Below are 23,935 nucleotides of genomic sequence, written 5' to 3'. Positions count from 1 at the left end.
GGATGGGAAAATTAGCTAACAAAAAGGTTCTGGTGACAGGTGCGGCTCAGGGAATGGGACGAGCAATTGCTGTAGCGGCAGCCAACGAGGGCGCTTCGTGGGTAATTTTGGCTGACATTAATGAAATAGAAGGTGAGAAGGTAACGAATGAAGTGCGCTCTGCCGGGGCGCAAGCCGTTTTTGTCAGAACGGATCTGAGCCAGCTTGACAATATTGAGGCCCTGGTCAAAAAGGCGGTGTCGGCGGCAGGTGGCATTGACACCATCGTGAATAATGCGGGTGTTACCGATGATGGTGTGACAGGTACAGCTCAGTCGCTTGGTTCACTCAGTGAGGAGGCCTGGGACAAAGTAATGGATATCAATGTGAAAGCGATCTGGCGGTTGATGAAAGCTGCGCTTCCTTATTTGAAAGTATCAAAACTGTCGCCGTCGATTATTAATGCCGCTTCGGTGGCCAGTACATTTGCGTATCCGGGGATACCGTCTTACTCCGTCAGTAAAGCCGCTGTGAAAATGTTGACTCAGGCGATGGCGGTAGAGTTGGCCCCCTTCGGTATTCGCTGTAATGCCTACGCTCCCGGAGCAATAGAAACTCCGATGCTGAAACATAGTCTGGAATCGTTTGATGATCGCAAGGTTGCCGAAGCGCGATTGTCGGGACCACATTTGATAAAACGCTTGGGCAAACCTGAAGAGGTTGCTCAACTGGTGTGTTTCCTGGCATCGGACGAAGCTTCTTTCGTTACCGGTAGCTATTATCCTGTCGACGGCGGCACGATAGCCTGGCGGGGGAATGATTGATTTTGCCGTTGTAGCAAGATCTCTGATCAATGGCGTTATACAGAGGCTTCGTGTGCTGCAGCTGGAAAGAGTGATTGACAAGCATTTTGATGTGAATTATCTTGTTAGATAAGATCCAATCTATTAAATATATCTGTTTTTTATGAATAATTTTTTAATATTTTGGTTTTCTAAAGATGGCAAAGTGTGTTTTTTGCGCTATACGCCGAAATGCTATTGAGAGGAAGAGAAATGCAAAGACTTGCAGGTAGAAGGGCTATAGTGACCGGCGCTGGCAGCGGCATCGGTCGCGCATCGGCTCTGCGTTTTGCTGAGGAAGGTGCCAGTGTGCTGGCCGTTGGCCGCACTCGGGAAAATATTGATGAAACCGTTGAACTGATTCGTGCGCAGGGCGGTGTGGCGGAATCGTTTATGGCCGACGCTACGATTGAAGAACAGGTGGCTGCGACAGTTGATGCCTGTATCAACGCTTTTGGTGGGATGGAGATATTTTTCGCCAATGCCGGTAATACCGATAGCTTTGTTCCGTTATTGGATCAGGAAGTGGCCGTTTGGGAAGGTCAGTTTCGGGATAACGTCATCAGTGCATTTCTTGCTGTTAAGTACGCGGGGCGCCATATGACGACGACGGGCACAGGTTCCATCATCCTGATGTCATCAACAGGATCGCTGCGAGCCAATGGCGGCACTGCTGCTTACTGCGCCAGCAAAGCGGCAGTTAACAGCCTGACTATGAATGCGGCGAATGCTTTTCCGGGAACCAGTATTCGGGTGAATGCCGTACTTCCCGGTCTGTGTGAAACTAAATTGACGAAAGCGACGTTTGAGCTTGCTCGGGCCAAGGGCAAAGAAGACAGGCTGGGCCAGCTAACGCCGCTTAAAAGACCCGGCTTGGTTGAAGAGATAGCAGGCGTGGCAGCATTTCTTGCTAGTGACGATAGCGCCTATGTTGTGGGTCAACTGATTGTTGCCGATGGTGGCATTAGCAGCACGCATCCCTATGGCCGCTTTGCCTGATGGTTAGGCTGCAAAATTTTTCTGGAGAATAGGTGTTATGAATTTTGATTTGCCATTAGACATTACCAACAAGCTTGAAGAGCTTGACGCATTTATCGAGTCGGAGATCAAACCACTTGAGCGTGAAAATATGCAGTTTTTTGACCACCGAAGAGAGCATGCCAGAACTGACTGGGATAACGACGGTGTACCCACACAGGAGTGGGAAGAGCTGATTGCGGAAATGGAGCGCCGTGCTGATAAAGCAGGCCACTTACGTTATTGCCTGCCAAAAGAATGTGGTGGTCAGGAAGGGTCGAATCTTGCTAATGCGGCCATTCGTGAGCACCTTGCCGCAAAAGGGCTTGGCCTGCATAACGATTTGCAGGATGAGTCTTCAATTGTCGGTAATTTTCCTTTGGTCCCGATACTCAATGAATACGGTACTGAAGAGCAAAAACAGTACATTGAGGGCATTATTACCCGGAAAAACCATCTGGCATTTGGACTGACCGAACCCGATCACGGCAGTGATGCTACCTGGCTCGAAACGACGGCTGTAAAAGACGGGAATGACTGGGTCATTAACGGTGTGAAGCGGTTTAACAGCCAGGTTTACAGAGCCAAAGCAGATTTAGTGTTTGCGCGTACTTCAGGCAAGGCCGGAGACGCAAAAGGTGTAACGGCATTTATCGTGCCCATGTCTACTCCTGGTGTGGATATTCTCTACAATCACTGGACATTCAACATGCCCAGCGACCACCCAGAGGTTGGCTTTAAAGATGTCCGGGTTCCCGATTCCGCGATTTTGCATGGAGAGGGACAGGGATTGATCGTCGCCCAGAGATTTGTCCACGAAAACAGAATCAGGCAGGCTGCCGCCAGTGCAGGTGTTGCCCGGTATTGCATCGCGGAAGCGGCCAAATATGCGAAGTCCCGGAAAGTCTTCGGACAATCACTTTCAAAAAACCAGGGCATTCAATACCCGCTGGTGGAGTTACACGCCGAGTGTGAAATGCTGAGAAACTTTATTTTCAAGGTGGCATGGCAAATGGACAATCAGGACCCGATTGAAATTAGCGATCTGGTTTCCATTTGTAACTTCCGGGCCAACAGACTTGCCTGTGAAGCCTCGGACAGAGCTATTCAGGTCCATGGTGGTATGGGTTATACCCGTGCACTACCGTTTGAGCACATGTACCGGCATCACCGACGCTATCGGATTACAGAAGGCTCTGAAGAAGTGCAGAAGCGAAGGGTCGCGCAATACCTGTTTGGTTTTGGTACGGCTGCGCGATGATCCGTCCGTAAGCCGACGAGTAAATCTCGGCATTCATGGCATTCGGAATCAATAAATCATAAACCGTTGGTTGCGACGGTTAAATATTTGTTCGGCGGACAACCTCTACCCGCGGAAAATATCGTTAAGGAAATAAATATGAGTTATCAGTCAGTATTTGCACCAGACCTGTTTAAAGGTCAAACCGTTATTGTCACCGGTGGTGGCAGTGGTATTGGCCGGTGCACGGCACATGAGCTGGCAGCACTGGGCGCCAACGTTGTGATTGTTGGGCGCAGTGTCGAGAAATTGGATCAGGTCAGCGCAGAAATCCGGGAAGATGGTGGCGAAGTGTTTGTTCAGACCTGCGATATACGGGACGAGGAATCTGTAGGCAATGTCATTGATGCTGTGCTGGAAAAGTACGGCAAGATTGATGCCTTGGTCAACAATGCCGGTGGCCAGTATCGAACGGCGATGGAAACCATTTCAACCAAAGGCTTTGAAGCGGTTGTCAGAAATAACCTTACAGGCGGGTTTATCTTTATGCGCGAGGTCTACACGCGCTGGATGAAAGCCAATGGCGGCAATATCGTCAACATGATTGCCGATATCTGGAATGGCTGGCCGGACTTTTCTCATTCCGGCGCAGCCCGTGGCGGCATGCTGACACTGTCGGAATCAGTCGCTTGTGAATGGGGTGCGGACAATGTGCGTGTGAATTGTGTTGCCCCGGGTGGCATTGCTTCGAGTGGTTTTGATACCTATCCACCTGAAATTCTTCCTAAGCTGTACGAATACCCTGATCGGGTACCGTTGCAACGCTATGGTACTGAGTCCGAGATCTCTGCCGCTATTGTCTATCTGTTATCTCCGGCGGCAGCCTATATTACGGGAACCTGTATCCGGATTGATGGCGGGGCACCGAATGCACGACAAACCTGGACACTTGAAAAGAGTCGTAAAAATCAACCGTATAACGGGTTTCACCGTTCTATCGAACCTGAGGTCTTGAAGAACCGACCTTGAACGCGGGTTCGAAACCATGGTGTTGCTTTGTTGAAAAAGCGGTCCTGACGAGAGAATAAAATTGAGGGTAACAAGTCGTGTCTAGATGGGAGGATAAATTCGAAAAAGCCGAGAAGAAATGGGCTGCCTGGCAGATGCAGGAGTACGGGCAGGCCGACCGGATATTGCCCGCTATTATTGAAGACAAGGCCAGAAGGCTGCCTAACCATGTTGTCTTTCAGTTTGGCGAAAAACAGATTACGTTCGAGCAATTGCACCTTCGTACCAATCAGTTGGCTAACGGCTTCCGTTGTCATGGCGTCGGGTACGAGAGCAAGGTAGCGGTAATGCTGCCAAATATTCCGGAGCATCTGTATAGCTGGTTTGGGTTAAGCAAGCTGGGTGGCGTTGATGTCCCTATTAATGTTGCTCTGCGTGGTAACGGCCTTGCCCATCAAATTAACCACGGTGATTGTGTGGGGCTGGTGGTATTTGAAGACTACCTGGATCACATTGAAAGTATCCTGGAGAAGCTGGATAACCTGCGGTTTGTGGTGGTAGTTGGCTCCGGGGATGAATCTCCGCAGTTACCCGCTTGGGAAGGGCTCGATATTAGTCGTTATACGGACTTTTCCAACCAGTCCGACGCAACCCCCGATTTAAATATCAGCTTTAAAGATCTGTCGACAATTCTGTTTACCTCTGGCACTACGGGGCCGTCCAAAGGTGTGATGATGTCTCATCATTACTGGTATCAGTGTGCGCTCTCTTATGTGCAAAGTTGTAGGTTAACTGAAGACGATGTCATGATGACGCAAATGCCCTTTTTTCATTCCGCAGCTCGAGGAATGACGGTTCTACCGGCGATATTGGCAGATGCAAAAGCCGTATTCAGTGAACGGTTTTCGGCCAGCGGCCTGTTCGATGAGGCTCGTGAGTACGGTTGCACAACGGTCAATTACATTGGCGGTATGATTTCCATGCTGATGAAACAGGATCCGCGTGACGATGATGCAGACAACCCCCTTCGATTGATGGTGGGTGCTGCCGCGCCTGAAAATATTTGGCAGGCGTTTCAGGACAGGTTTAATACCCACTTGCTGGAGTTGTACGGATTAACAGAAGCTCTGTTTAACCTGGTTAATCCCTATGAAAGTCGTCGCCCCGGTTCCTGTGGCAAGCCGATTAATGGTTATCGGGTAAAAGTGGTTGACGAAAATGATAATGAGGTACCGCCAGGTGTCGTGGGGGAAATTATCGTTCAGCCGGAGAGTATGTATCTTGGTACGACCGGTTACTACAAAATGCCGGAAAAGACGCTCGAGCTAATGAGTAACTTCTGGTATCACACGGGCGATCTTGCCCGTCGCGATGAAGACGGCTACTTTTATTATTCCGATCGCAAGAAGCAGGCTATTCGCAGGCGAGGTGAAAACATTTCGTCTTTTGAGGTTGAGTCTGTGATTAATGAACACCCGGATGTACTTGAATCCTGTGTGGTTGGTGTGCCATCACCGCTTGGCGAAGAGGATGTTAAAGCCGTAGTGGTACTCAAGGAAGGGAAAACACTTGATGAAGCCGGACTGGTTCAATGGTGTAAGACTCGAATAGCTTATTTCGCCATCCCTCGTTATATCGCCTACCGGGATACTCTTCCGAAGACCCCAAGCGACCGGGTTGAGAAATACAAATTGAAGGAAGAGGGTGTGACTGCTGATTGTTGGGATATAGAGCAATCAGGAATAACACTTAAAAAATGAAATCATTGCAAAGCTATTCTAATGGTGCAGTTATAGAGAAGCCGAGTTATAAGTTTTATGTATTGCTTCTGATCTTTCTGCATTACACCTTGAACTATATGGATCGTCAGTTGATTGCGATTCTGGCGATTCCTATCCAAGACGAGTTAGGGCTTACTGACACGCAATTGGGCCTTTTGGGTGGTTTTGCATTCGCTCTGTTTTATTCGACATTTGCCATTCCTATTGCCTTGTTGGCAGACCGCTCCAATCGCAAAAAAATTCTCGCCACAGCAATCGCCATTTGGAGCGGTTTTACGGCGTTTTGTGGTTTGGCTACCAGTTTCGTACAGTTATTCGCTTACCGGCTGGGTGTGGGTGTTGGTGAAGCCGGGGGTGTTGCTCCAGCGTATTCTCTGCTGTCGGACTATTTTCCCCCACACCAGCGAACGCGAGCCATTGCGGTCATCAGTTGTGGTATACCCATTGGCTCCGCATTAGGGCTTATCGTCGGTGGTGTGATTGCAGATTATTACGGTTGGCGAACGGCCTTTATTTGCATTGGTTTGGCGGGTGTTTTGGTTGCCCCTGTTATCTGGTTCACTGTGCGAGAACCTGAACGAGGGAAGTACGATGATTTTGTGGCGACATCTTCCGGGCCCCCTGTTCGCGAAGTTTTCCGGCATGTTGTGAGTTGCCCGAGCTTCTGGTTTTTGTCACTGGGTATGTCCACCGGTGCCATGGTGCTTTATGGTTTTGGGTTCTGGCTTCCCGCGTTTTTCCAGCGCAGCCATGAACTAAGCCTTCGTGATACGGCATGGCTTTTTGGTGCGTTAGTTCTTGTTGGCGGGTTGTTAGGCAATTTTCTGGGTGGCTGGCTTGGCGACAAACTGGGGAGTGCGAAGCCCGCTTATTATGCTTATGTACCCAGCATTGCCTTTCTTATTGGATTGCCTCTTTTGACCAGCGCCTTGTGGGTAAATAGCTTACCGTTGGCATTTGCATTATTTATATTTCCGCAGGCTTGTGGCGTTATTGGCTCGTCTCCTGTCGCTGTGGCGATACAGAACCTCGGATCGCCAGCGATGAGAACAACGCTGGTTGCCTGTTATCTATTTGTGGTCAACTTAATTGGTTTAGGTCTCGGTGCTACTATTTTGGGAGCGTTGTCAGACAGCTTCTCTGCGAGATTTGCCGAAGATTCATTGCGTTATTCTTTGCTGGTTTATGCGGCGTTGTTTTATCCACTCACCGCGATATTTTATTGGTTGGCCGGCAGACGATTGGATCAGGATTGGTACAAAGGCGAGTGACGCCTTGAGGAACCCAGGGTGGTTTGGCTTAAACAGAGAAGAGCGTTTCATAAAGATATGTACAGCAATAATGACTAATAGAAGGGGACGGTAAATGACTTTATCTAATAATAGTTCGGCGGTACCTATAAATAGTTCGGCAGTACCTATAGCACACCCCGACTGCCTTTATATTAATGGCGAGTGGGTTAAACCTTTGTCCGGAAAGCTTATTGATGTGACCGCCCCGGCAACTGAAGAATTGTATATGCAGGTTGCCGATGCCTGTGAGGAAGATGTAAATCGCGCAGTCGAAGCCGCTCATGTTGCCTTTTCCGAGGGGCCTTGGCCAAAAATGACTCATGCCGAGCGAGCGGGCTATTTGAAAGCGATGGCTGCGGAGGTTTCCAATAGAGCTGCAGATATCGCGCAGCTCTGGCCAAATGAAATGGGTATTGTGCATGCAGTTGCCAGTGCATTTTCCGGCACTATTGGTGATGTCTACAGTTATTACGCAGAGCTTGCCGACAGTTTTCCATTTGAGGAACGATTTGATAATCCTCCGGGTGGTGGTGAAATTGCATTGTTGGTAAAAGAGCCGGTTGGTGTTGTGGGTGCAATCGTGCCTTGGAATGCGGCTATCAATATTATGGCGTACAGCATCGCGCCTGCTTTGTTGGCGGGCTGCTGTGTGATTGTGAAGTCTTCGCCCGAAGCGCCCGGTGCCGGTTATATCATGGCCGAGGTCGCAGAGGCAGTTGGTTTGCCAGCAGGTGTTTTAAATGTAGTCACAGCAGATAGAGGCCCTTCAGAGAGGCTTGTTCGTCACCCGTGGGTCAACAAAATTACTTTTACTGGTTCAGATGTGGCGGGCAAACACATTGGCGCACTTTGTGCCGAACGTGTGGCGCGGTTTACGCTGGAGCTGGGTGGCAAATCGGCGGCGGTGATTCTGGACGACTATGATATTGAAACCGCAGCGCAGTCCATTGCCGGTTTCTCTTGTTTTCTCAGCGGCCAAGTGTGCTCTTCGCTGACTCGCATAATTGTGACAAAGAGCCGACATGATGAGCTGGTTGATGCACTTGGTTCGGTTTACCAATCCGTCAAGATTGGTGATCCATTTGATCCCGAAACCCAATTGGGGCCTTTAGTGTCGGGGCGTCAGCGGGATAAAGTCGAGCAAATGGTTCAGCGGGCAGTTGCCAATGGCTCTTCGTTAGCGGTCGGTGGTCGCCGGCCTGCTCATCTGGACAAGGGTTATTTCTATGAACCCACGGTCTTCGCAAATGTTGACAACAATTCAGCGATTGCCAGAGAAGAATTTTTTGCGCCAGTGTTATGTGTGATTGCGGCGGACAGTGAAGAGCACGCTATTGCTTTGGCCAATGATACTGAATACGGGCTTAATAACTCTGTCTTCACTAACGACGTTGATCGCGCTTACGCTGTAGCCAGGCAACTTCAATCAGGAACAGTTGGCCACAATGTGTTTCGCAGTGACATGAGAATAGGATTCGGAGGGTTCAAACAGTCGGGCATAGGACGACAAGGCGGTGTTGACGGCCTTCGGCCCTATTTAGAGAGTAAGACAATCATTCTCGAAGGCGTGCCTTCACATGTATGTAAATAGTTTTTGACCCAAACAAATTGATAAAGAGGATACTTTAATGCCAGAAGCGGTAGTTCCAGAGGAAATTGCTCGCACGGTTATCTCCGGCAAGTCTTACGCCAACGATGACGTTATTTACCCTGCTTTTAAATGGCTGCGTGAAAATGTTCCCCTCGGAAAAGGGCATGTTGATGGTTACGACCCCATATGGTTTGTGACCAAATACGATGATGTGATGGCCATTTCGCGAGATACCGATACCTTTAAAAATGGTGTCCATAACGTGCTTTTGCAAACCCAGGAGAGCGACGTTTTTATGCGGAAAATCAATGATGGAAAAATCCGTTCTCTGAACTCTTTGGCATTTATGGATCAGCCGGAACACGGGACTTACCGTGATATCACTGGCAAGTGGTTTATGCCCCCGCGGATCAGGCAGTTTGAATCCAAGATTAGGGATATCGCTCGTGAATCAGTCGCGGAAATGGTTTCGTTGGGTGGCGAGTGTGACTTTGTAAAAGACATCGCACTGTATTACCCCTTGCGAGTGATTATGGAGTTGCTCGGTGTACCCAGGGAAGATGAAGAGTTAATGCTGAAGTTAACTCAGGAAATGTTCGCAGGAGAGGACCCTGATGAAAGGCGTCAGGGGATCGAGGAGGGCCCTGATGCCGCAGCGCGCGCCTGGCACGCCGCCATGATGGATTTTTATGATTACTTCAGGGATTTAAGTAGGGAAAGAAGGAAGAATCCTAAGGATGACCTGATTTCATTGATTGCAAACTATAAGATCGACGGCAAATATATTGATGAACCCCATGAATTTGATTATTACATTGCTGTCGCAACTGCTGGCCACGACACCACTTCTTCTACTTCCTCCGGTGGTATGCTCGGATTAATGACGTTTCCGGAGCAGTTTCAACTCTTGAAATCTGATCCTTCACTGGTCAACAAGTTTATTGGTGAATCTTTACGCTGGACAACACCTATCAAGCATTTTATGCGCAGTGCTGTGAGAGAGGTCGAAATCCGGGGGCAGGTAATTAAAGAGAACGACAGGCTTATGTTGTGTTACCCCTCGGCGAACAGGGATGAGGCGGTGTTCGCCGACCCTGACCAGTTCCTGATTAATCGATACCCCAACCAACATTTGGCTTTTGGCAACGGTGCACATATGTGTCTGGGGCAGCATTTGGCTCGGTTGGATTTGCGAATTTTCTTTGAGGAATTGATTCCTGTTCTGGACTCAATTGAAATGAGCGCGCCGCCAACTTTCGTTGAGGCGACGTTTGCAAGTGGGCCTAAATCCATGCCTATGCGTTACAAAATAAAAAGCTGATGGACTAGAAATCCATCTAAAACCCGGGGTTATTCTGCTTTACGGCAGGCCCCCGGGGTTTTGTTTTTATCGGGTTTAAACTTGAGGTGGTATTGATAGCTGGCTTTAGCCGTACTTTGAATTCAGCAGTGCTGTATCGTAGTACTCTTCAAACGATTTCACCTTGCCATTTTCGAAACGGAAAATTTGTATATAACGGCCATTGTATTTCACGTGTTTGTTGCCCCAGGTAGGCCCTGTTTGTACGTCAATATTACTGTGGGCTCTGGTCATAATAACGTTTGGGTCTTCACCGGGAATAAACTCGTCAATAAACCAGGTAAACTCACCTTTCATTTCATCATAGATCGGGTCCCAAAAGGCTTTTATAGCGTCCCAACCTGAATGCTCCCCTATCGCGCAGACAGCGATATCGTCGCTGACAAACGGGGTAAAGACTTTCGGCTCGTCATCCACCCACAATGAATAGAACGCTTCTTTGTCTTTCAGGTAAAGTGAGAAGAATTTAACGATTGTCTCCATGTTGCGGCGACAAGTTTCATTGTTAGTCTTCATCGGAGACAGAAGCGTTACACCATCTATTATCGTTTCCATAATCTATTCCTGTTTATTTTCTGAGAACTAAGCCATAAGAGGAGATTGCTTGAATTTATTTCGGGCAGAGAGAAACTCTGATTCCCAGCGTGCCACTAACGTCGCAGTTGGGACTGTCTCCTTGATGACACCAATCCCCTGACCACAGCCCCAGATATCTTTCCAGGTTTTGTGGCTTTCGCCACTTTCCGCGACATTGACCGGTGCGTCCGGGTCTCGAACAAGATTTTTGGGGTCCAGTCCTGCGCGTTTAATCGACCCTCTGAGGAAGTTCGCCGGTACACCACTGAAGTAGTCGGAAGTCATAATATCTCTGGCGCTGCCGTCAATAATCATTTGCTTGTATTCGTCGGAGGTGCAGGCCTCGTCAGTTACCAGAAAGGGGGATCCGATATAGGCAAAATCTGCGGATGTTGCCAGTGCAGCCAAAATATTTTGGCCGGTTGCGATCGCACCGGAAAGTGCCAGGGGGCCATCCCACCACTCTCGAATCTCTTGTACCAGAGCAAAAGGGGAAGTGTTGCCCGTGTGACCACCCGCCCCGGCACAAACCGCTACGAGGCCGTCAACACCCAGTTCAACAGACTTTTTCGCCTGATAGTTGGAGATAACATCGTTAAGTACAATGCCGCCGTATTCGTGCACGAAGTTGCAGGTCTCCTCGCTGACATACAGGCTGACAATAACAATCGGCACTTTATGTCTGGCGATAATCTCCATATCGCCTTTTAGTCGGTCATTACTGGGGTGTGAGATCTGATTGATAGCAAACGGTGCAGCCGGGCTTTCAGGGTGTTTTTGATCGTGCTCGGCTAAAGCTTCTTTAATCTGCACAATCCACTCTTCAAGCACATGCTGAGGCCTTGCATTAAGCGCCGGCAGAGATCCAATAATGCCAGCCTTACATTGTTCGATAACCAGCTCCGGGGTTGAGGCAATAAACATAGGTGCACCTATGACTGGCAAGCGTACGTTCTTGGTAAGAATTTCGGGTAAACGCATGATGATAATTTCTCTTTTTCTAGATCGAACGGCTAATCAGGTCTTTCATGATTTCAGAAGTGCCGCCGTAGATACGCATAATTCTCGCGTCACGCCATAACCGGGCAATTTCGTATTCTTCAATGTAGCCGTAGCCGCCGAATAGTTGCAGACAGTCGTCAACAACCCGGCAGCGAAATTCGGAATGCCAGAGTTTTGCCGAAGCAGCCTGCTCGGGAAGCAGCTCTTTTTTGATCAGGGCATCAAGGCAGGCATCAATATGGGCCCAGCCGACCTGAAGCTGTGATTTTAAATTTGCCAACACAAAGCGGGTGTTCTGGAAGTCTTTTATGGGTTTCCCAAAGGCTTTGCGCTGTTCAACATATTCGACAGTGATATCGTAAGCGTGTTGTGCTGCTGCCTGACTTGAGATGGCAATGGACAGACGTTCCTGAGGCAATTCTTTCATCATCAGTGCAAAGCCATTGCCCTGTCCGCCGATCATATTCTCTTCTGGTACAAAAACGTCTTCAAAGAACAGTTCTGCCGTGTCCGATGAACGATTGCCGACTTTGTCGAGCTTGCGGCCTTTCACAAAACCTTCAGTTTTTGCATCTACTACAAATAACGAGATTGCACGTGCACCTTCATCACTCCCGATTCGGGCTGCGACGACTCCGACATCCGCATTGATACCGTTGGTAATAAATGTTTTTGACCCATTAAGCAAATAACCGCCATCGGTCGGCGTTGCTTTGGTTTTCAAGGCCTTGAGATCGCTGCCCGTGCTGGGCTCAGACATACAAATCGCACCAATGGCTTCACCCGACGCCATTTTGGGCAACCACTGTTGCTTTACTGATTCGCAAGCGTAGTTGTTGATGTAGTGGGCGACAATATCATTGTGAACGCCAAAGGCTGGTCCTGTGGTGCCTGCCAGAGCTGTTTCTTCCAGAATGACGGCATTGAAACGGAAGTCCTGACCACCGCCGCCGTATTCCTCGGGGATATCAGGGAGCAATAAACCATTGGCACCACAAGCGAGCCAGAAATCCCGGTCAACAATACCTTCTTTCTCCCAGGTTTCCAGTTTTGGCACAAGCTCTTTTGCGTACATTTTTTGAACGCTATCTCGGAAGAGCTCGTGGTCTTCATTATAAATCGTGCGCTTTAGCATTATGAGGTCCTTGTTGATTTGTATCGCCGCAGTTTAGCCGCAGTGAGTGCCATTTTAAGCGAAAGGCGGTTTAATGGTCATGCTGGGGCGTTGCTGACGCCTGTTTCTGGGCGCCTTTTCTTTGTGACCTGATGCCGTGTTAACGTAGGTCCTCGAATAGAGGTGCATAAGCTGATCAGGTATACTTTGTTCGAAGTTTGAGCGGACAATATACTACTGAGTAATGCTCAACATATCAATAAAGTTGGTATCGGAATATTTTTTTTAGAGGTTATAATGAGTATTACTCATTATTGATAAATTTGTTACTTAACAGGTCATCTGGAGTTTCACGATAATGGCAAAAAGGATTTCTCAGTCGGTGACGCGCTTGTCTCCTGAAAGTCGAAAAGCCGAAATTATTAAGGTGGGCAGGCGGGTTCTTTCGGAAGTAAACTACGAAAAGTTTTTGCCTTCTGCTGTGGCGGAGTGTTGCCAGGTTTCGGAAGGAACAGTTTATCGCTACTTTCCTACCAAATATGATCTGCTAATGGCGATTGCCGAGCAGTGGATGGAAGAGATCATGCTTGTTGAGCCCGAAAACGGGGAGACAAGCGACGCCTATAGTCGTTTGCGCGATGCCGTTCATCACAGTCTGGAAGTGGTCCGTAGAGAGCCTTCGATTACCCGGTTTATTTTTAACTGCGCGCGGATAGAGGGGAGTTATCGTGATACCAAGCTGTATAAACTGGTTGCTCGGTTTACTTCATATACAACACACGTCATCGAAGACGGTATTGATTCAGGTGTTTTCAGGAATGATATCCCAACCTCGCTGCTGAGGGACATTGTATTTGGTGCAATAGAGCATCAGACCTGGCCTTATTTGCGCAATGAGGGTGGCCCCCCACTTGAAGAGGTGGCTGATCATATTGCCGGCATGATTTACCGTGGTCTGGCCGTATCTCCGCCAGTAAAAACCGAGATCGTTGAAAAATCTCTCGAGAGGGCAAAAATGGCGATGCAAAAAATTGATGATGAATTCGCTTTTATAGAAAGAACGGTTGGTATAAAAAAGTAAAAATGATGTTGGCTTTGTGATAGTCAGGTTCGTTGTCGAACGGTGTGGTATTGCAAATAAATTAAATATAGAAGGGGAAAACGGTTGGAACTTTCTCATTGGGTTGGTGATAAATCCCAGGATTTACTTGAGCTTACGTTGGTCGATTTACTGCGCAAGGCTGCTACTGAAGTGCCGGATAGGATTGCTTTGGTAGATGCTGTTGCTGATCCTTCAGCACGCAGGCGCTGGTCTTACCAACAATTACTGGCCGATACTGAAAAGCTGGCCAGAGGTCTTTTGTATTACTTCTCCCCGGGTGATCGTATCGCTGTTTATGCCGCTAACTCTGCGGAGTGGGTTTTGTTGCAGCATGCTGTAAGTTTTGCCGGCATGGTGTTGGTTCCCGTCAACCCTGCTTACAGTGAGGGGGAGCTGGAAACTGTGTTGCGTAATTCTGGTGCGAGCGGTGTATTTTTCGATAGACAGAACCGAGGTCGAAACCTTGAAGAAATGGTGAAAAATACCGCGGCCAAGCTGGATTCGGTCAAATCGATATTTCCTTTGAGTGAGCTTGCTGTTATAGGTGAGCAATCAACGGGGAGTGTTGTACTGCCTGATGTGGGTTGCGAGGATATCTTGCTGATCCAGTACACGTCGGGCACCACAGGCGTTCCAAAAGGTGCTTGCCTTCATCACAAGGGCGTTATTAATTCTTCAAGGTCTGTCGCTCAGAGAGCCGGGTTTCCTGAAGGAGGGATCTGGATTAACGCGATGCCAATGTTCCATATTGGCGGTTCCAGCGTTACCCGCATCGGTGCCCTGAATTATCAGGGGACCTATGTTGTGGTTCCCGGGTTTGAGCCTGGGTTGATGTTGGAGGTGATTGCGAGTGAGAAGGGAAATACCACGCTTATTGTACCGACAATGATTCTTGCCTTGCTGGATCATCCCGATTTCGAGCATTTCGATGTGTCATCGATGGTCAGCATATTAACCGGGGCGGCTGATGTTCCTCCGGCGTTGGCCTCTCGAGCGAAAGAAGCTTTTGGTTGCGAGCTTTCAATCCTCTTCGGACAGACTGAAGCCAACGGTGTTTTTTCCCAGAGTAGTGTTGACGACAATTTTGAAGATCAGACTGGAACACTTGGTAAGCCGTTGCCACATGTGGAAGTTTGTATTGCGGATCCGGATACCGGAGAGATTCTAAGATTGGGGGAGCGAGGAGAAATATGGGTTCGTGGTTATCTCACCATGACCGGTTATTTTGGCATGGAAGAGGCGACACGCAATACTATTAGGGATGATGGCTGGTTGCGGACGGGTGATATGGGCATTATGGATGACAGGGGATACCTGAAAATTGCCGGGCGCATCAAGGATATGATTATTCGAGGCGGCATGAATATTTACCCGAGAGAGATTGAGGATCTATTGTTTAGTCATCCTGATGTTAATCAGATTGCCGTAGTAGGGCTCCCCGATGAGCAGTGGGGGGAAATCGTCGCTGCCGTTGTTCTTCCGAAAGATGCTAACAACCCTCCATCTCCGGATGATCTGTTCAAACTGTGCCGCGAAAAATTAGCTCCTCATAAATCACCCGTTATCTGGTATTTCGTTGACGACTTTCCATTGACGCCATCGGGTAAAATACAAAAGTTTCAGCTGGTTGACTGGATTCGGGAGGGCAAGATAACTGCCCATAAATGGGTCAAACCCGGTTCTCGGGAGGCCTCTTGAGTGGAGCATCCACGCCGTTTTTCTGATGATATTGATGTCGCTTTCCAGATGATGTTTGGCCTGCTTCGCAGGCCTTAAATACCCTCCTGAAGTTCTGTGCTTCCCGGGGCATGCTGTCCCGATTTACGCGATTTACGCGATTTACGCGATTTGGCGTGGCTTCTTGTCGGGGTGATGGCACGTGAGGCAATCAAGTGTCAGGTTTTCTGATATAGGAAGGCCTCTTGACTGTATCTGATCTGTACCCGCCCTGGATTGTTGACTGCTTTGATGGCAGTGGGGTATTTAGCTGAGTTATACATATTAACCGCAAGAAATAACCCCTTTATAAGTATAAAATATTTGACTTGTTGAGTATTACTTATTATTGTTGGCGGACATTGCCCCTTGATGCCTAAGGGTAGGGTTCTGATGTGTGGGATCGATTGCCATTTTTATGTGTAGGGTTTGTGTGGTTTTCAAAGATACGGTGAGTCAAGGTAATTGGGTTTTGCGGAGATTTGTGTGAAAAACTTTGTGATGGGTATTGATTTTGGTTCGACGACGGCGAAAACCGTCATCCTTGACCTGGAAGGCAATATCGTTTCATCAAGTATTAAATCGATGGGCGCCGTCAGTAATGAAGGTGTGGAAGCATCGATCGCTGATGCGCTTAACCAGGCCTCACTGACGCAAGACAATATGGCAAAAACGGTATCTACCGGTTACGGCCGTCGAATGCTGGATATTGCCGACAAAAATTATACCGAAATCACCTGTCATGCCCGAGGGGCTCTGGCAATGGTGCCGGAAGCCAGGCTGGTGGTTGATATTGGCGGGCAGGACAGCAAAGTCATCGCGCTGGATAAAAAAGGCGTTGTCTCCCAGTTTGCCATGAATGATCGTTGTGCCGCTGGCACCGGGAAGTTTCTGGAAGTGCTGGCTCGGGCGATGAATATTGCATTAGAAGATATGGGCCCGATGGCAATGAAAGCCAAGGAAGCTCTGAAGATTTCCAGTATGTGCGCCACTTTTGCCGAGAGCGAAGTGATCTCTTTGCTTGCCGAGGGCCACTCAAAAGAAGATGTGCTGGGCGCAGTCCACCTTTCTATCGCAACTCGGACAAAGGGGCTCGCGTCTCGCGTAGGTATTAAAGAGCCAGTGGCTATGACGGGTGGCGTTGCCAACAATGTGGCTGCTGTCCACTATCTTGAAAAAGCATTTGGTACACCGTTTATTTTGCCCAAGACTCCGCAAATTGCCGGGGCTCTGGGGGCCGCCTTGTTAGGTCTTGAAGAGCTTCGGAATCAGGAAAAAGCGGCACTTTCTGAAAAGAACGATCAGTCTTTGGAAAGCGATGTGGGTATTCCAGGGTCCTGTGCTCCTCAGTGTAAAGGCAACCCTGTTGAGGCTCGCAAGGCTGTCGAGGTTGAGCGAGTTGAGTTGAAAGAATCAGGTTTGAATAAAGTCGAGCGGGAAACCGCTCAACTGAAAAAGAAAGTGCCACTGATGGCCAGATTGTTCGGTGGTGGCAGGCAGTAAATGTCTGTTAATAGATAGTGTTGAAGGCACTCTTTTTTGGTGTGCCAGCGGAGTTTAGCGCTTAAGTTTGATCGATAAATTCAGGAGATGATCATGCAACATGCAAGCGAAGGTCATGCAAGTGACAAAAGAGCCAATCGCCTTAAAGCAACAAAAGCGGGCGGGAAACTGGTTAATGATTACTGGGAAAGCTTGTTCCGAGCGAAAGAGGAAGGGAAAAAAGTTGTCTGGTATAACGGTACTTACATCCCGCCATTCTTTCATGCGCATGATGTGGCCTGGGTTCACGGCGAAGCCTGGTCTGCTTACCTCGCGGCAAAACATCTTGAAACTGACGCCCAGCAAGCGGGTGAAGACAAAGGTTATGATCGAGAGCTATGCTCTTACGCCCGGACCCACATCGGTCAGGCATTGATTGAAAAGAAAAAAGTTGAAGACGGTGTTATTTCTGCATCCGATCCTCGTTCTGAAGATATCAAAAAGCTGCCACTCCCGGACATGATTGTTAACGCTTATCCCTATTGCAGCTCTGGCCAGCAATGGGATGACCTGATGTACCGTATGCACGGGAAAAAAGTGCCTATTTTTAATGTCAACGTCCCCTTGTTATGGGGTGGCAAGCCTGACGCCAACTACCTCTACGGGCAGGAGTGGGAAGAAAAGTCGGATTACGTCAGTATGCAGCTGGTCGAAATGACCAAGTTCCTGGAAGAAAATACCGGGCGTAAATACGACTGGGACAGGCTGAGTGAAGTGATGGGCTTTATTAAAAAAGCCGCCGAGCTAAGGCTCGAAGCTATGGATCTGTGCACTGCCAAGCCTGCTCCAGCGAGCTTCTTTGATTGGATTGTGAGTATTGCACACGTGAACTTCCTGCCTGGCGAGCAAGCGTTAGTAGATTATTTTCAGTCGGTTAAAGATGAAATTCAGCAGCGCATTATTGATGGTGTTGGTGCAGTTCCGCAGGAAAAGTATCGTCTCTTCTTTGATGGCATGATGAACTGGAACAAGGTGGGCTGGCTGGCTGACAAATTCGCTGCAGTTGATGCGACAGTTGTGGCTGGTCGATACACGCACATGTCTTTCTGGCAGGAGCCACATCGTATTGATCTGGCCAACCCTGTTCGCGGGATGGCGCAAAACTATCTGGCATGCCCGAATAATAGTGGAGTTCCACATATGATCGGAGAGATTGATAGAGTCTGCGACAAGTTCGATATCGACGGTGTTGTTCTTCATGCGTCGAGAACCTGTCGAGGCATGTCTAATAATCAATTCCTGATTTCTGATTCTGCGGTAAAACATGGGCGTCAGGCGATCTTCTTCGAAGGGGACGTGGCTGACGAATCTTTCTACAAAGACGAGCTGCTTAATACCCGCCTTGAAGCCATGATTGAAGCGATGGATGATCAAAGGAGGGTTGCGTAACAGCAATTGAAGCGGGGCTTTCGGCTCTTCAGCAGGAAAGTGGTTGCGCGTGTACTCCGCAGATTTTTTATTAGCCGAAGTTATAACTCATTGAAATAAATAACAGATTTATTGGAAAGGTTGTTAAAGTTTATGAATACATCAGTTCAGTCTCAACCCAAAAAACTAACAGAAAGCCATGTACTGATTACCGGCGGTACCGCGGGGGTGGGGCTTGCTACAGCGATCCAGTTTGCCGAAGCAGGCGTTAAAGGTATTGCCATCAATGGGCGCAACGAGGAAAGAGGTGAGAAAGCCCGTCAGGAGGTCTTGTCTCGCTGCCCGGATGCCAATGTAATTTTTATTGCCGGCGATTCAAACATTCCTGCCGAGGCTGAACGAGTTTGTAATTCTGCATGGGAGCAGTTTGGTAGCATTGAAATAGTTGTGAACTCCACAGTTGGCCCTTACGGTCCAACGTTGTTAAAAGATATCGACCCGAAAGAAATTGGAACTATTCTCGATAGCCAATTGCTGGCTCCACTTCTGATTAGCCGGATCATGCTGCCACTCATGACAAAAAATGGCGGCGGTGTGATTACCAACATTGCATCAGATGCTGGCAAGCATACGACGCCTGGCGAGACGGTGCTGGGCGCTGCAATGGCAGGCATTATGATGTTTACACGCGCCATGGCGATGGAGGTCAAGCGCAATGGTATTCGGGTGAATGTGATTACCCCATCTATCATTGAAGGAACTCTCACCAATCAGGCGGTAATGAATCAACCGTTTGGCCAAAAGTTGTTCAGCAAAGCGATAGAGGCCGCGCGACTGGGCGTTGTATTGCCTGAAGATATGGCCGATATGATCGTATTTCTTTCCAGTGAAAAAGCAGGAAAAGTAACCGGTCAGATGATCAGTGTGAATGGCGGCATTTCGGCATAAAAATCAGCAGCACGGACAGTTTTCAGGAATATAACGAATGAGTAGAAGAGAAGAAATTCTAGCCGTATTTTCTCAAGTGTCAGAAAATCCACTTCAGTATGCGGTGGAGTGGAAAGAAAAAAGTGGCAGACCTGTGGTAGGTGTATTGCCGATGAACTTCCCTTCGGAGATGGTGCATGCCGCGGGCGCACTGCCGATGGTGCTGCAAAATGACGAAGAGCCTATTACCGTAGGGCAAAGCAGAATTTTCAATTTCTACTGCGGTTATAACCGCAGCTTAGTCAATCAAACATTAAGTGATAAATTCAATTTTCTTGATGCGATTATGTTGGGCGATCACTGTGTGCAGCTTCTGGGTTCTGCCGACACTATGCGAAACCATATGCCTGATGTGCCGGTGTTGTACGACCAGCTTGTGTCCACCATCAACTCTCCATGGGCCTTCAGCGAAAGTCGACGGGTGCTTAACTTTCTTAAAGTGCAACTGCAGGATGCTTTAGGTGTTGAGATTACGGATGCGGCAATGATGAACAGCATCAAACTCTTTAACAAAAATCGTCAACTATTGCGACAGCTGTACGATATGAGGCAGAACGGCAAGCTGCATATGGCATCGTCGGATGTGCAGAGCATCGTTAAAGCTTGCATGATCATGGATGCCGAAGAGTTCACCCCGCTGTTGGAAGAGTTGATGGCGGAGTGTGTTAGCGGAGAAGCGGGCAAGCGTGGAAACATCCCACTCTATCTTTCTGGTCACATGTGCCACCCGCCCAAGCCTGAAATACTCAGTTTGATCGAAAGTTGTGGCGGTATGGTTGTTGCTGATGATCTTTATACGGGATATCGCTTTTTTTCCACAGATGCCAGTACCGAAGGCGATGCGCTGGATTCCCTGACTCAATGGTATCTTGATCGAAATAAAAATGTACCTTGCCCAACCCGGTCGGCGCGCGATTACGATTGGGATCAGTATCTTGCGGATTCTGTAAAAGCGTCCGGTGCTCAGGGTGTGATCATTCTGATGGTCAAATTTTGTGAGCCTCACATGTATTTTTATCCCGATATCAAGGATAAGTTTGATGAAGAGGGAATTCCCTATCTGCTGCTGGAAACAGAGCATGAAGAGATGCCGATTGAAGCGCTAAAAACGCGTCTCGAAACATTCATGGAAATTGCCGAGCGAAATGCTCTGGTTTAAAGCCGTAAGGTTGCAGCCGTGATTATGTTTGCTAATTTCGTTAGCTCACGGTATCTGTTATGAACAATAGCGCGCGAATATACACGCTTGATACCCAGAGTCTGGATTGTCCCGATCCGATGAGGCGTATACCTCAACAAGAGCGCTCCCGCAGAATGGTTGCCGCGATAGTCGAAGCCGGGTTAAAAATTTTGTGCGAGCACGGCCGGGAAGGGCTTTCGACGACTTCGTTGGAGCTGGTGTCCGGCGTGCCAAAATCTACAATTTACGAATACTTTCCCAACCTCGACGCGGTAGTGGCAGAGGTGTTTCACTTTGTTATTCGCCACTATCACGAGAATGGTTACAGTCTGTATCCTTTACAAGAACCACCAATGTTGCACGAGTTTATGGCGTCGATTGTGGACTGGGTTTTGATAAAACATAAAACCCTGTTGACGCTGGATCGAGGTTTTTATCTTCGTTACAGTCGTTTCTTTGATTTCTGGATGGAGTTTGATAAAAACTTTCTAGGAAAAGATTCTGTTGAAGACTTTTTAACTCGGCAATTGTGCTACTGTCGAGACTTTATATCGGGGCAGAATGATCGTGTTCTCGCACAAGCAACTGCTCACTCTCTATCACTAACAACCTATGTGATGATTCAGGAAACTCCTCGACTTATCGATGATTCTGAATTCCGGAAAATGCTTGTTCGGATGTGCATTGGAATTTGCGCGAAATAAACCCGAACACTGTGTGGTTATTCTATTTTTATTTAATAAAATCAATGAGTTGTTTTTATTTTAACCCGACCTGATGTTCGTTGTGGCACTGCATCCGTCTTGTTTAAATCCCAAGCTGATAACGTAACTGTTCAGTTAAATACAAAATTAATTTTGCAGTAAACGTTGTCTGAAATTTCTTTTTCTTAAAGAAAATTATAACAATGGGGAATTAAGCACGATGAAAATTATAGACAAAAAAATTGCCAGCGGTGGCATCCGTTGCGGCATGCTGGCGCTTGCCGTGTCTGCTGCATTGGCTCCGGTGACGACGTTCGCTGCCCAGCTTGAAGAAGTGATCGTGACGGCACAAAAACGCGCTCAATTGGCATCTGACACACCGCTGTCTCTTACGGCTCTGGACTCAGACATGATGGAGGCCAAGCAGATTAGCAGTATGTCCGATCTGCAAATGGTGTCCCCAGGGTTGCGAGTGGGCATGCAGAACGGGATTAACCGTTTGTTTATTCGTGGTATCGGTCTCTCATCATTTGCTTCCGGTGCCGATGCGAGTTCGGCGTTCCATGTCGATGGTGTTTATATTGGGCGGCCCAGCTTTCAGCTACAGTCATTCTTTGATGTTGATCGGGTGGAGGTTGTTCGCGGTCCTCAGGGTACGCTATATGGCCGAAATGCCACGGGTGGAGCGGTTAACGTGGTTACCAAACGCCCGACCGTAGACACAGAAGGCTACTTGAAATTCACAGCGGGTAATTATGATCTGATTGGAATCGAGGCGGCCGTTGGTGGCTCACTCAGTGGTGATGAGACAATAACTGGTCGACTGGCTGTGAAATCTCTCGATAGAGATGGTTACGGTGAAGACATTGCTCAAGGGTATGATGTCAACGATGCTGACCAAAAATCGATTCGCGCCTCACTTCGGTTTGAGCCTTCTGAATCGGTCAGTATTGATCTTCTTGCCGAGTATCATGAAGAAGACGATAACAACTATTTTACCATGGCTTTTGGTGCATACCCGGGAACCGGAGCTGTACTCACTGGCACAGTAGGGCCATCTGAACCCACTAACCCTGCAGGCCTTCCGGCTGGTATCGCTAAAACATTTTCTCATGATGCCGCCACGGCTTTGCCAAATGGCTCAAATGAGCGGGACTCTACGTCAGTTACGGCAATTGTGAATGTTGATCTCAGCGATGAATTGCAGTTTGAATCTATCACGGGCTGGCGCGATAACGAACGCCACAATAGCTCAAACTCTGATAATACCTCAGCTCCTTTCGGCAATACGTTTTATAACGAGTGGTCAGAGCAATTTTCTCAAGAATTTAAACTCACCTATCAGTCAGATGAGTGGACATTGATTGGCGGCTTGTATTATTACACCGAAGAGATAGAAAACTACGTGTCGGTTCCTTTCTTGCAATTTGGTGTAGGTCCTCTCTATTTCCAGGATGGAAAAATGGATATTGATGCCTACGCGGTATTCGGCGAAGCGACTTACTCGGTAAGCGACACCTTCCGGATAACTTTGGGCGGTCGTTATAGTGAAGAAGAACGTGATACCGAGGGTAATTTCAGCGGACCTTTCGGGCCGGTAGTTAATACGGATGGAAATGAAACCTGGGAATCCTTTACACCAAAACTGGGTCTCGAATACGACCTCTCCGAAGACACATTGATTTATGCTTCGGCAACGGAAGGTTTCAAAAGTGGTACCTTTAACATTGGCCAGGTCAACCCTGCGTTGGACCCGGAACTGGTGACTGCGTATGAAGTCGGTTTTAAATCAAGGCTTTGGGATAATCGTGTAGAAGTTACTGGTGCGGCTTTCTTCTATGATTATAAAGATTTGCAGGTTAACAAGGTTATTGGTTTGGCAACGGTCACCGTTAACGCTGCGGAAGCTGAAAACAAGGGATTTGAATTAGCGGTTCAGGCACAGGTAACCGATAACTTCCGGGTGGACTTTAATGCCACTTACCTCGACGCGGCTTTCACAGCCTTTGATTCAACGAACCCTGTAACCAGTGCTGTGGAAGACTTGACAGGTAATCAACTGCCGGGTGCTTCTGAAAAAGCGATGGGTCTAGGTCTTGAGTACAGCTTGCCGTTGTCTGATGGAGATGCCATTACTGCACGAGTCGATGCTTCTTATACTTCGGAAGTGTTTTTTACCGAGTTTAATGACGACTTTCAGAGAAGAGATGGTGTCACGGTTGTGAATGCCACTGTCCGTTACGATGCCCCGGATGATTCCTGGTATGTCAGTGCCTGGGGTAAGAATATTACGGACGAGTTTGTTGTCAGCAACATGATCGTGAGTGTCGCGTTGTGGGGCTACCCAGTATTTGGTGCGGTTGATCCACCTGCGACTTACGGTATAACGGCAGGTATGAACTTCTAACTTACCGAACCCGATGTCCCTCCCCTCAGGAGGTAAGGATTCCCAGGAGTCCTTGCCTCCTTTTTTAATGAGTGTTAATTATCAAGAAAAGTACGCCAGTTAGTTGTAATCATTTATTTTTATTTTC

At 48.2% G+C, this 23,935-nt stretch carries 19 protein-coding genes; 16 read left to right on the top strand and 3 right to left on the bottom strand.

The window, feature by feature from the left end:
• Positions 1-2 precede the first annotated feature (2 nt).
• The 8 genes from H7A02_13135 to H7A02_13100 all read left to right on the top strand — a co-directional run bounded on the left by H7A02_13135 (position 3) and on the right by H7A02_13100 (position 10,071).
• On the top strand, positions 3-803 hold the full coding sequence (locus tag H7A02_13135; protein ID MCP5173203.1) for a glucose 1-dehydrogenase: 801 nt from the start codon (positions 3-5) through the stop codon (positions 801-803).
• A gap of 231 nt (positions 804-1,034) precedes the next feature.
• The gene (locus H7A02_13130) at positions 1,035-1,820 is read left to right on the top strand and encodes an SDR family oxidoreductase (GenBank protein MCP5173202.1); all 786 of its coding nucleotides are present in this window, start codon (positions 1,035-1,037) and stop codon (positions 1,818-1,820) included.
• A 37-nt stretch (positions 1,821-1,857) separates the two neighbouring features.
• Positions 1,858-3,099 carry an acyl-CoA dehydrogenase family protein gene (locus H7A02_13125; protein MCP5173201.1) on the top strand — a complete coding sequence of 414 codons (1,242 nt, stop codon included), beginning with the start codon at positions 1,858-1,860 and terminating at the stop codon, positions 3,097-3,099.
• A 138-nt stretch (positions 3,100-3,237) separates the two neighbouring features.
• Positions 3,238-4,107 (top strand): SDR family oxidoreductase, encoded by an 870-nt coding sequence (locus H7A02_13120; protein MCP5173200.1) that lies wholly within the window; start codon positions 3,238-3,240, stop codon positions 4,105-4,107.
• A 77-nt stretch (positions 4,108-4,184) separates the two neighbouring features.
• Complete coding sequence (locus H7A02_13115) at positions 4,185-5,846, top strand: ATP-dependent acyl-CoA ligase (protein ID MCP5173199.1); 1,662 nt, start codon at positions 4,185-4,187, stop codon at positions 5,844-5,846.
• Positions 5,843-7,138 (top strand): MFS transporter, encoded by a 1,296-nt coding sequence (locus tag H7A02_13110; GenBank protein MCP5173198.1) that lies wholly within the window; start codon positions 5,843-5,845, stop codon positions 7,136-7,138. Before H7A02_13115 ends, H7A02_13110 begins: the two co-directional genes overlap by 4 nt.
• 94 nt (positions 7,139-7,232) lie before the next feature.
• Entirely contained in the window at positions 7,233-8,750 is a 1,518-nt protein-coding gene (locus H7A02_13105) for an aldehyde dehydrogenase (protein MCP5173197.1), read from the top strand.
• Between the two features lie 37 nt (positions 8,751-8,787).
• The gene (locus H7A02_13100) at positions 8,788-10,071 is read left to right on the top strand and encodes a cytochrome P450 (protein ID MCP5173196.1); all 1,284 of its coding nucleotides are present in this window, start codon (positions 8,788-8,790) and stop codon (positions 10,069-10,071) included.
• A 105-nt stretch (positions 10,072-10,176) separates the two neighbouring features.
• On the opposite strand, the gene H7A02_13095 is transcribed toward H7A02_13100, so the two are convergent.
• From H7A02_13095 to H7A02_13085, 3 genes are read right to left on the bottom strand one after another with little or no spacing between them, the layout of a single operon-like run.
• Positions 10,177-10,665, bottom strand: coding sequence for a nuclear transport factor 2 family protein (locus H7A02_13095; GenBank protein ID MCP5173195.1), 489 nt, complete (start codon positions 10,663-10,665; stop codon positions 10,177-10,179).
• 27 nt (positions 10,666-10,692) lie between these two features.
• Positions 10,693-11,667, bottom strand: a complete 975-nt coding sequence (locus H7A02_13090) for a nitronate monooxygenase (GenBank protein MCP5173194.1) — start codon at positions 11,665-11,667, stop codon at positions 10,693-10,695.
• A gap of 19 nt (positions 11,668-11,686) precedes the next feature.
• Positions 11,687-12,823, bottom strand: a complete 1,137-nt coding sequence (locus H7A02_13085; GenBank protein MCP5173193.1) for an acyl-CoA dehydrogenase family protein — start codon at positions 12,821-12,823, stop codon at positions 11,687-11,689.
• 337 nt (positions 12,824-13,160) lie between these two features.
• Between H7A02_13085 and H7A02_13080 the strand changes: the two genes are divergently transcribed.
• The 8 genes from H7A02_13080 to H7A02_13045 all read left to right on the top strand — a co-directional run bounded on the left by H7A02_13080 (position 13,161) and on the right by H7A02_13045 (position 23,808).
• Complete coding sequence (locus tag H7A02_13080; protein ID MCP5173192.1) at positions 13,161-13,883, top strand: TetR/AcrR family transcriptional regulator; 723 nt, start codon at positions 13,161-13,163, stop codon at positions 13,881-13,883.
• An 84-nt stretch (positions 13,884-13,967) separates the two neighbouring features.
• A complete protein-coding gene (locus H7A02_13075) occupies positions 13,968-15,602 on the top strand; it encodes an AMP-binding protein (protein ID MCP5173191.1) in 1,635 nt (544 codons plus the stop codon).
• 504 nt (positions 15,603-16,106) lie between these two features.
• Positions 16,107-17,123, top strand: a complete 1,017-nt coding sequence (locus H7A02_13070; GenBank protein ID MCP5173190.1) for a 2-hydroxyglutaryl-CoA dehydratase — start codon at positions 16,107-16,109, stop codon at positions 17,121-17,123.
• A 93-nt stretch (positions 17,124-17,216) separates the two neighbouring features.
• Positions 17,217-18,551, top strand: a complete 1,335-nt coding sequence (locus H7A02_13065) for a 2-hydroxyacyl-CoA dehydratase (protein ID MCP5173189.1) — start codon at positions 17,217-17,219, stop codon at positions 18,549-18,551.
• A 132-nt stretch (positions 18,552-18,683) separates the two neighbouring features.
• Positions 18,684-19,478 carry an SDR family oxidoreductase gene (locus tag H7A02_13060; GenBank protein ID MCP5173188.1) on the top strand — a complete coding sequence of 265 codons (795 nt, stop codon included), beginning with the start codon at positions 18,684-18,686 and terminating at the stop codon, positions 19,476-19,478.
• Positions 19,479-19,515: 37 nt separating this feature from the next.
• On the top strand, positions 19,516-20,676 hold the full coding sequence (locus tag H7A02_13055) for a 2-hydroxyacyl-CoA dehydratase (protein ID MCP5173187.1): 1,161 nt from the start codon (positions 19,516-19,518) through the stop codon (positions 20,674-20,676).
• Between the two features lie 59 nt (positions 20,677-20,735).
• A complete protein-coding gene (locus H7A02_13050) occupies positions 20,736-21,401 on the top strand; it encodes a TetR/AcrR family transcriptional regulator (protein ID MCP5173186.1) in 666 nt (221 codons plus the stop codon).
• Between the two features lie 220 nt (positions 21,402-21,621).
• Entirely contained in the window at positions 21,622-23,808 is a 2,187-nt protein-coding gene (locus tag H7A02_13045) for a TonB-dependent receptor (GenBank protein ID MCP5173185.1), read from the top strand.
• Positions 23,809-23,935 lie beyond the last annotated feature (127 nt).

The sequence above is a fragment of the Pseudomonadales bacterium genome (assembly GCA_024234435.1).
Classification (GTDB): domain Bacteria; phylum Pseudomonadota; class Gammaproteobacteria; order Pseudomonadales; family Porticoccaceae; genus JACKOF01.
Note: the sequence above shows the minus strand (reverse complement) of the source record. Positions and strands in the feature narration are given on the sequence as shown.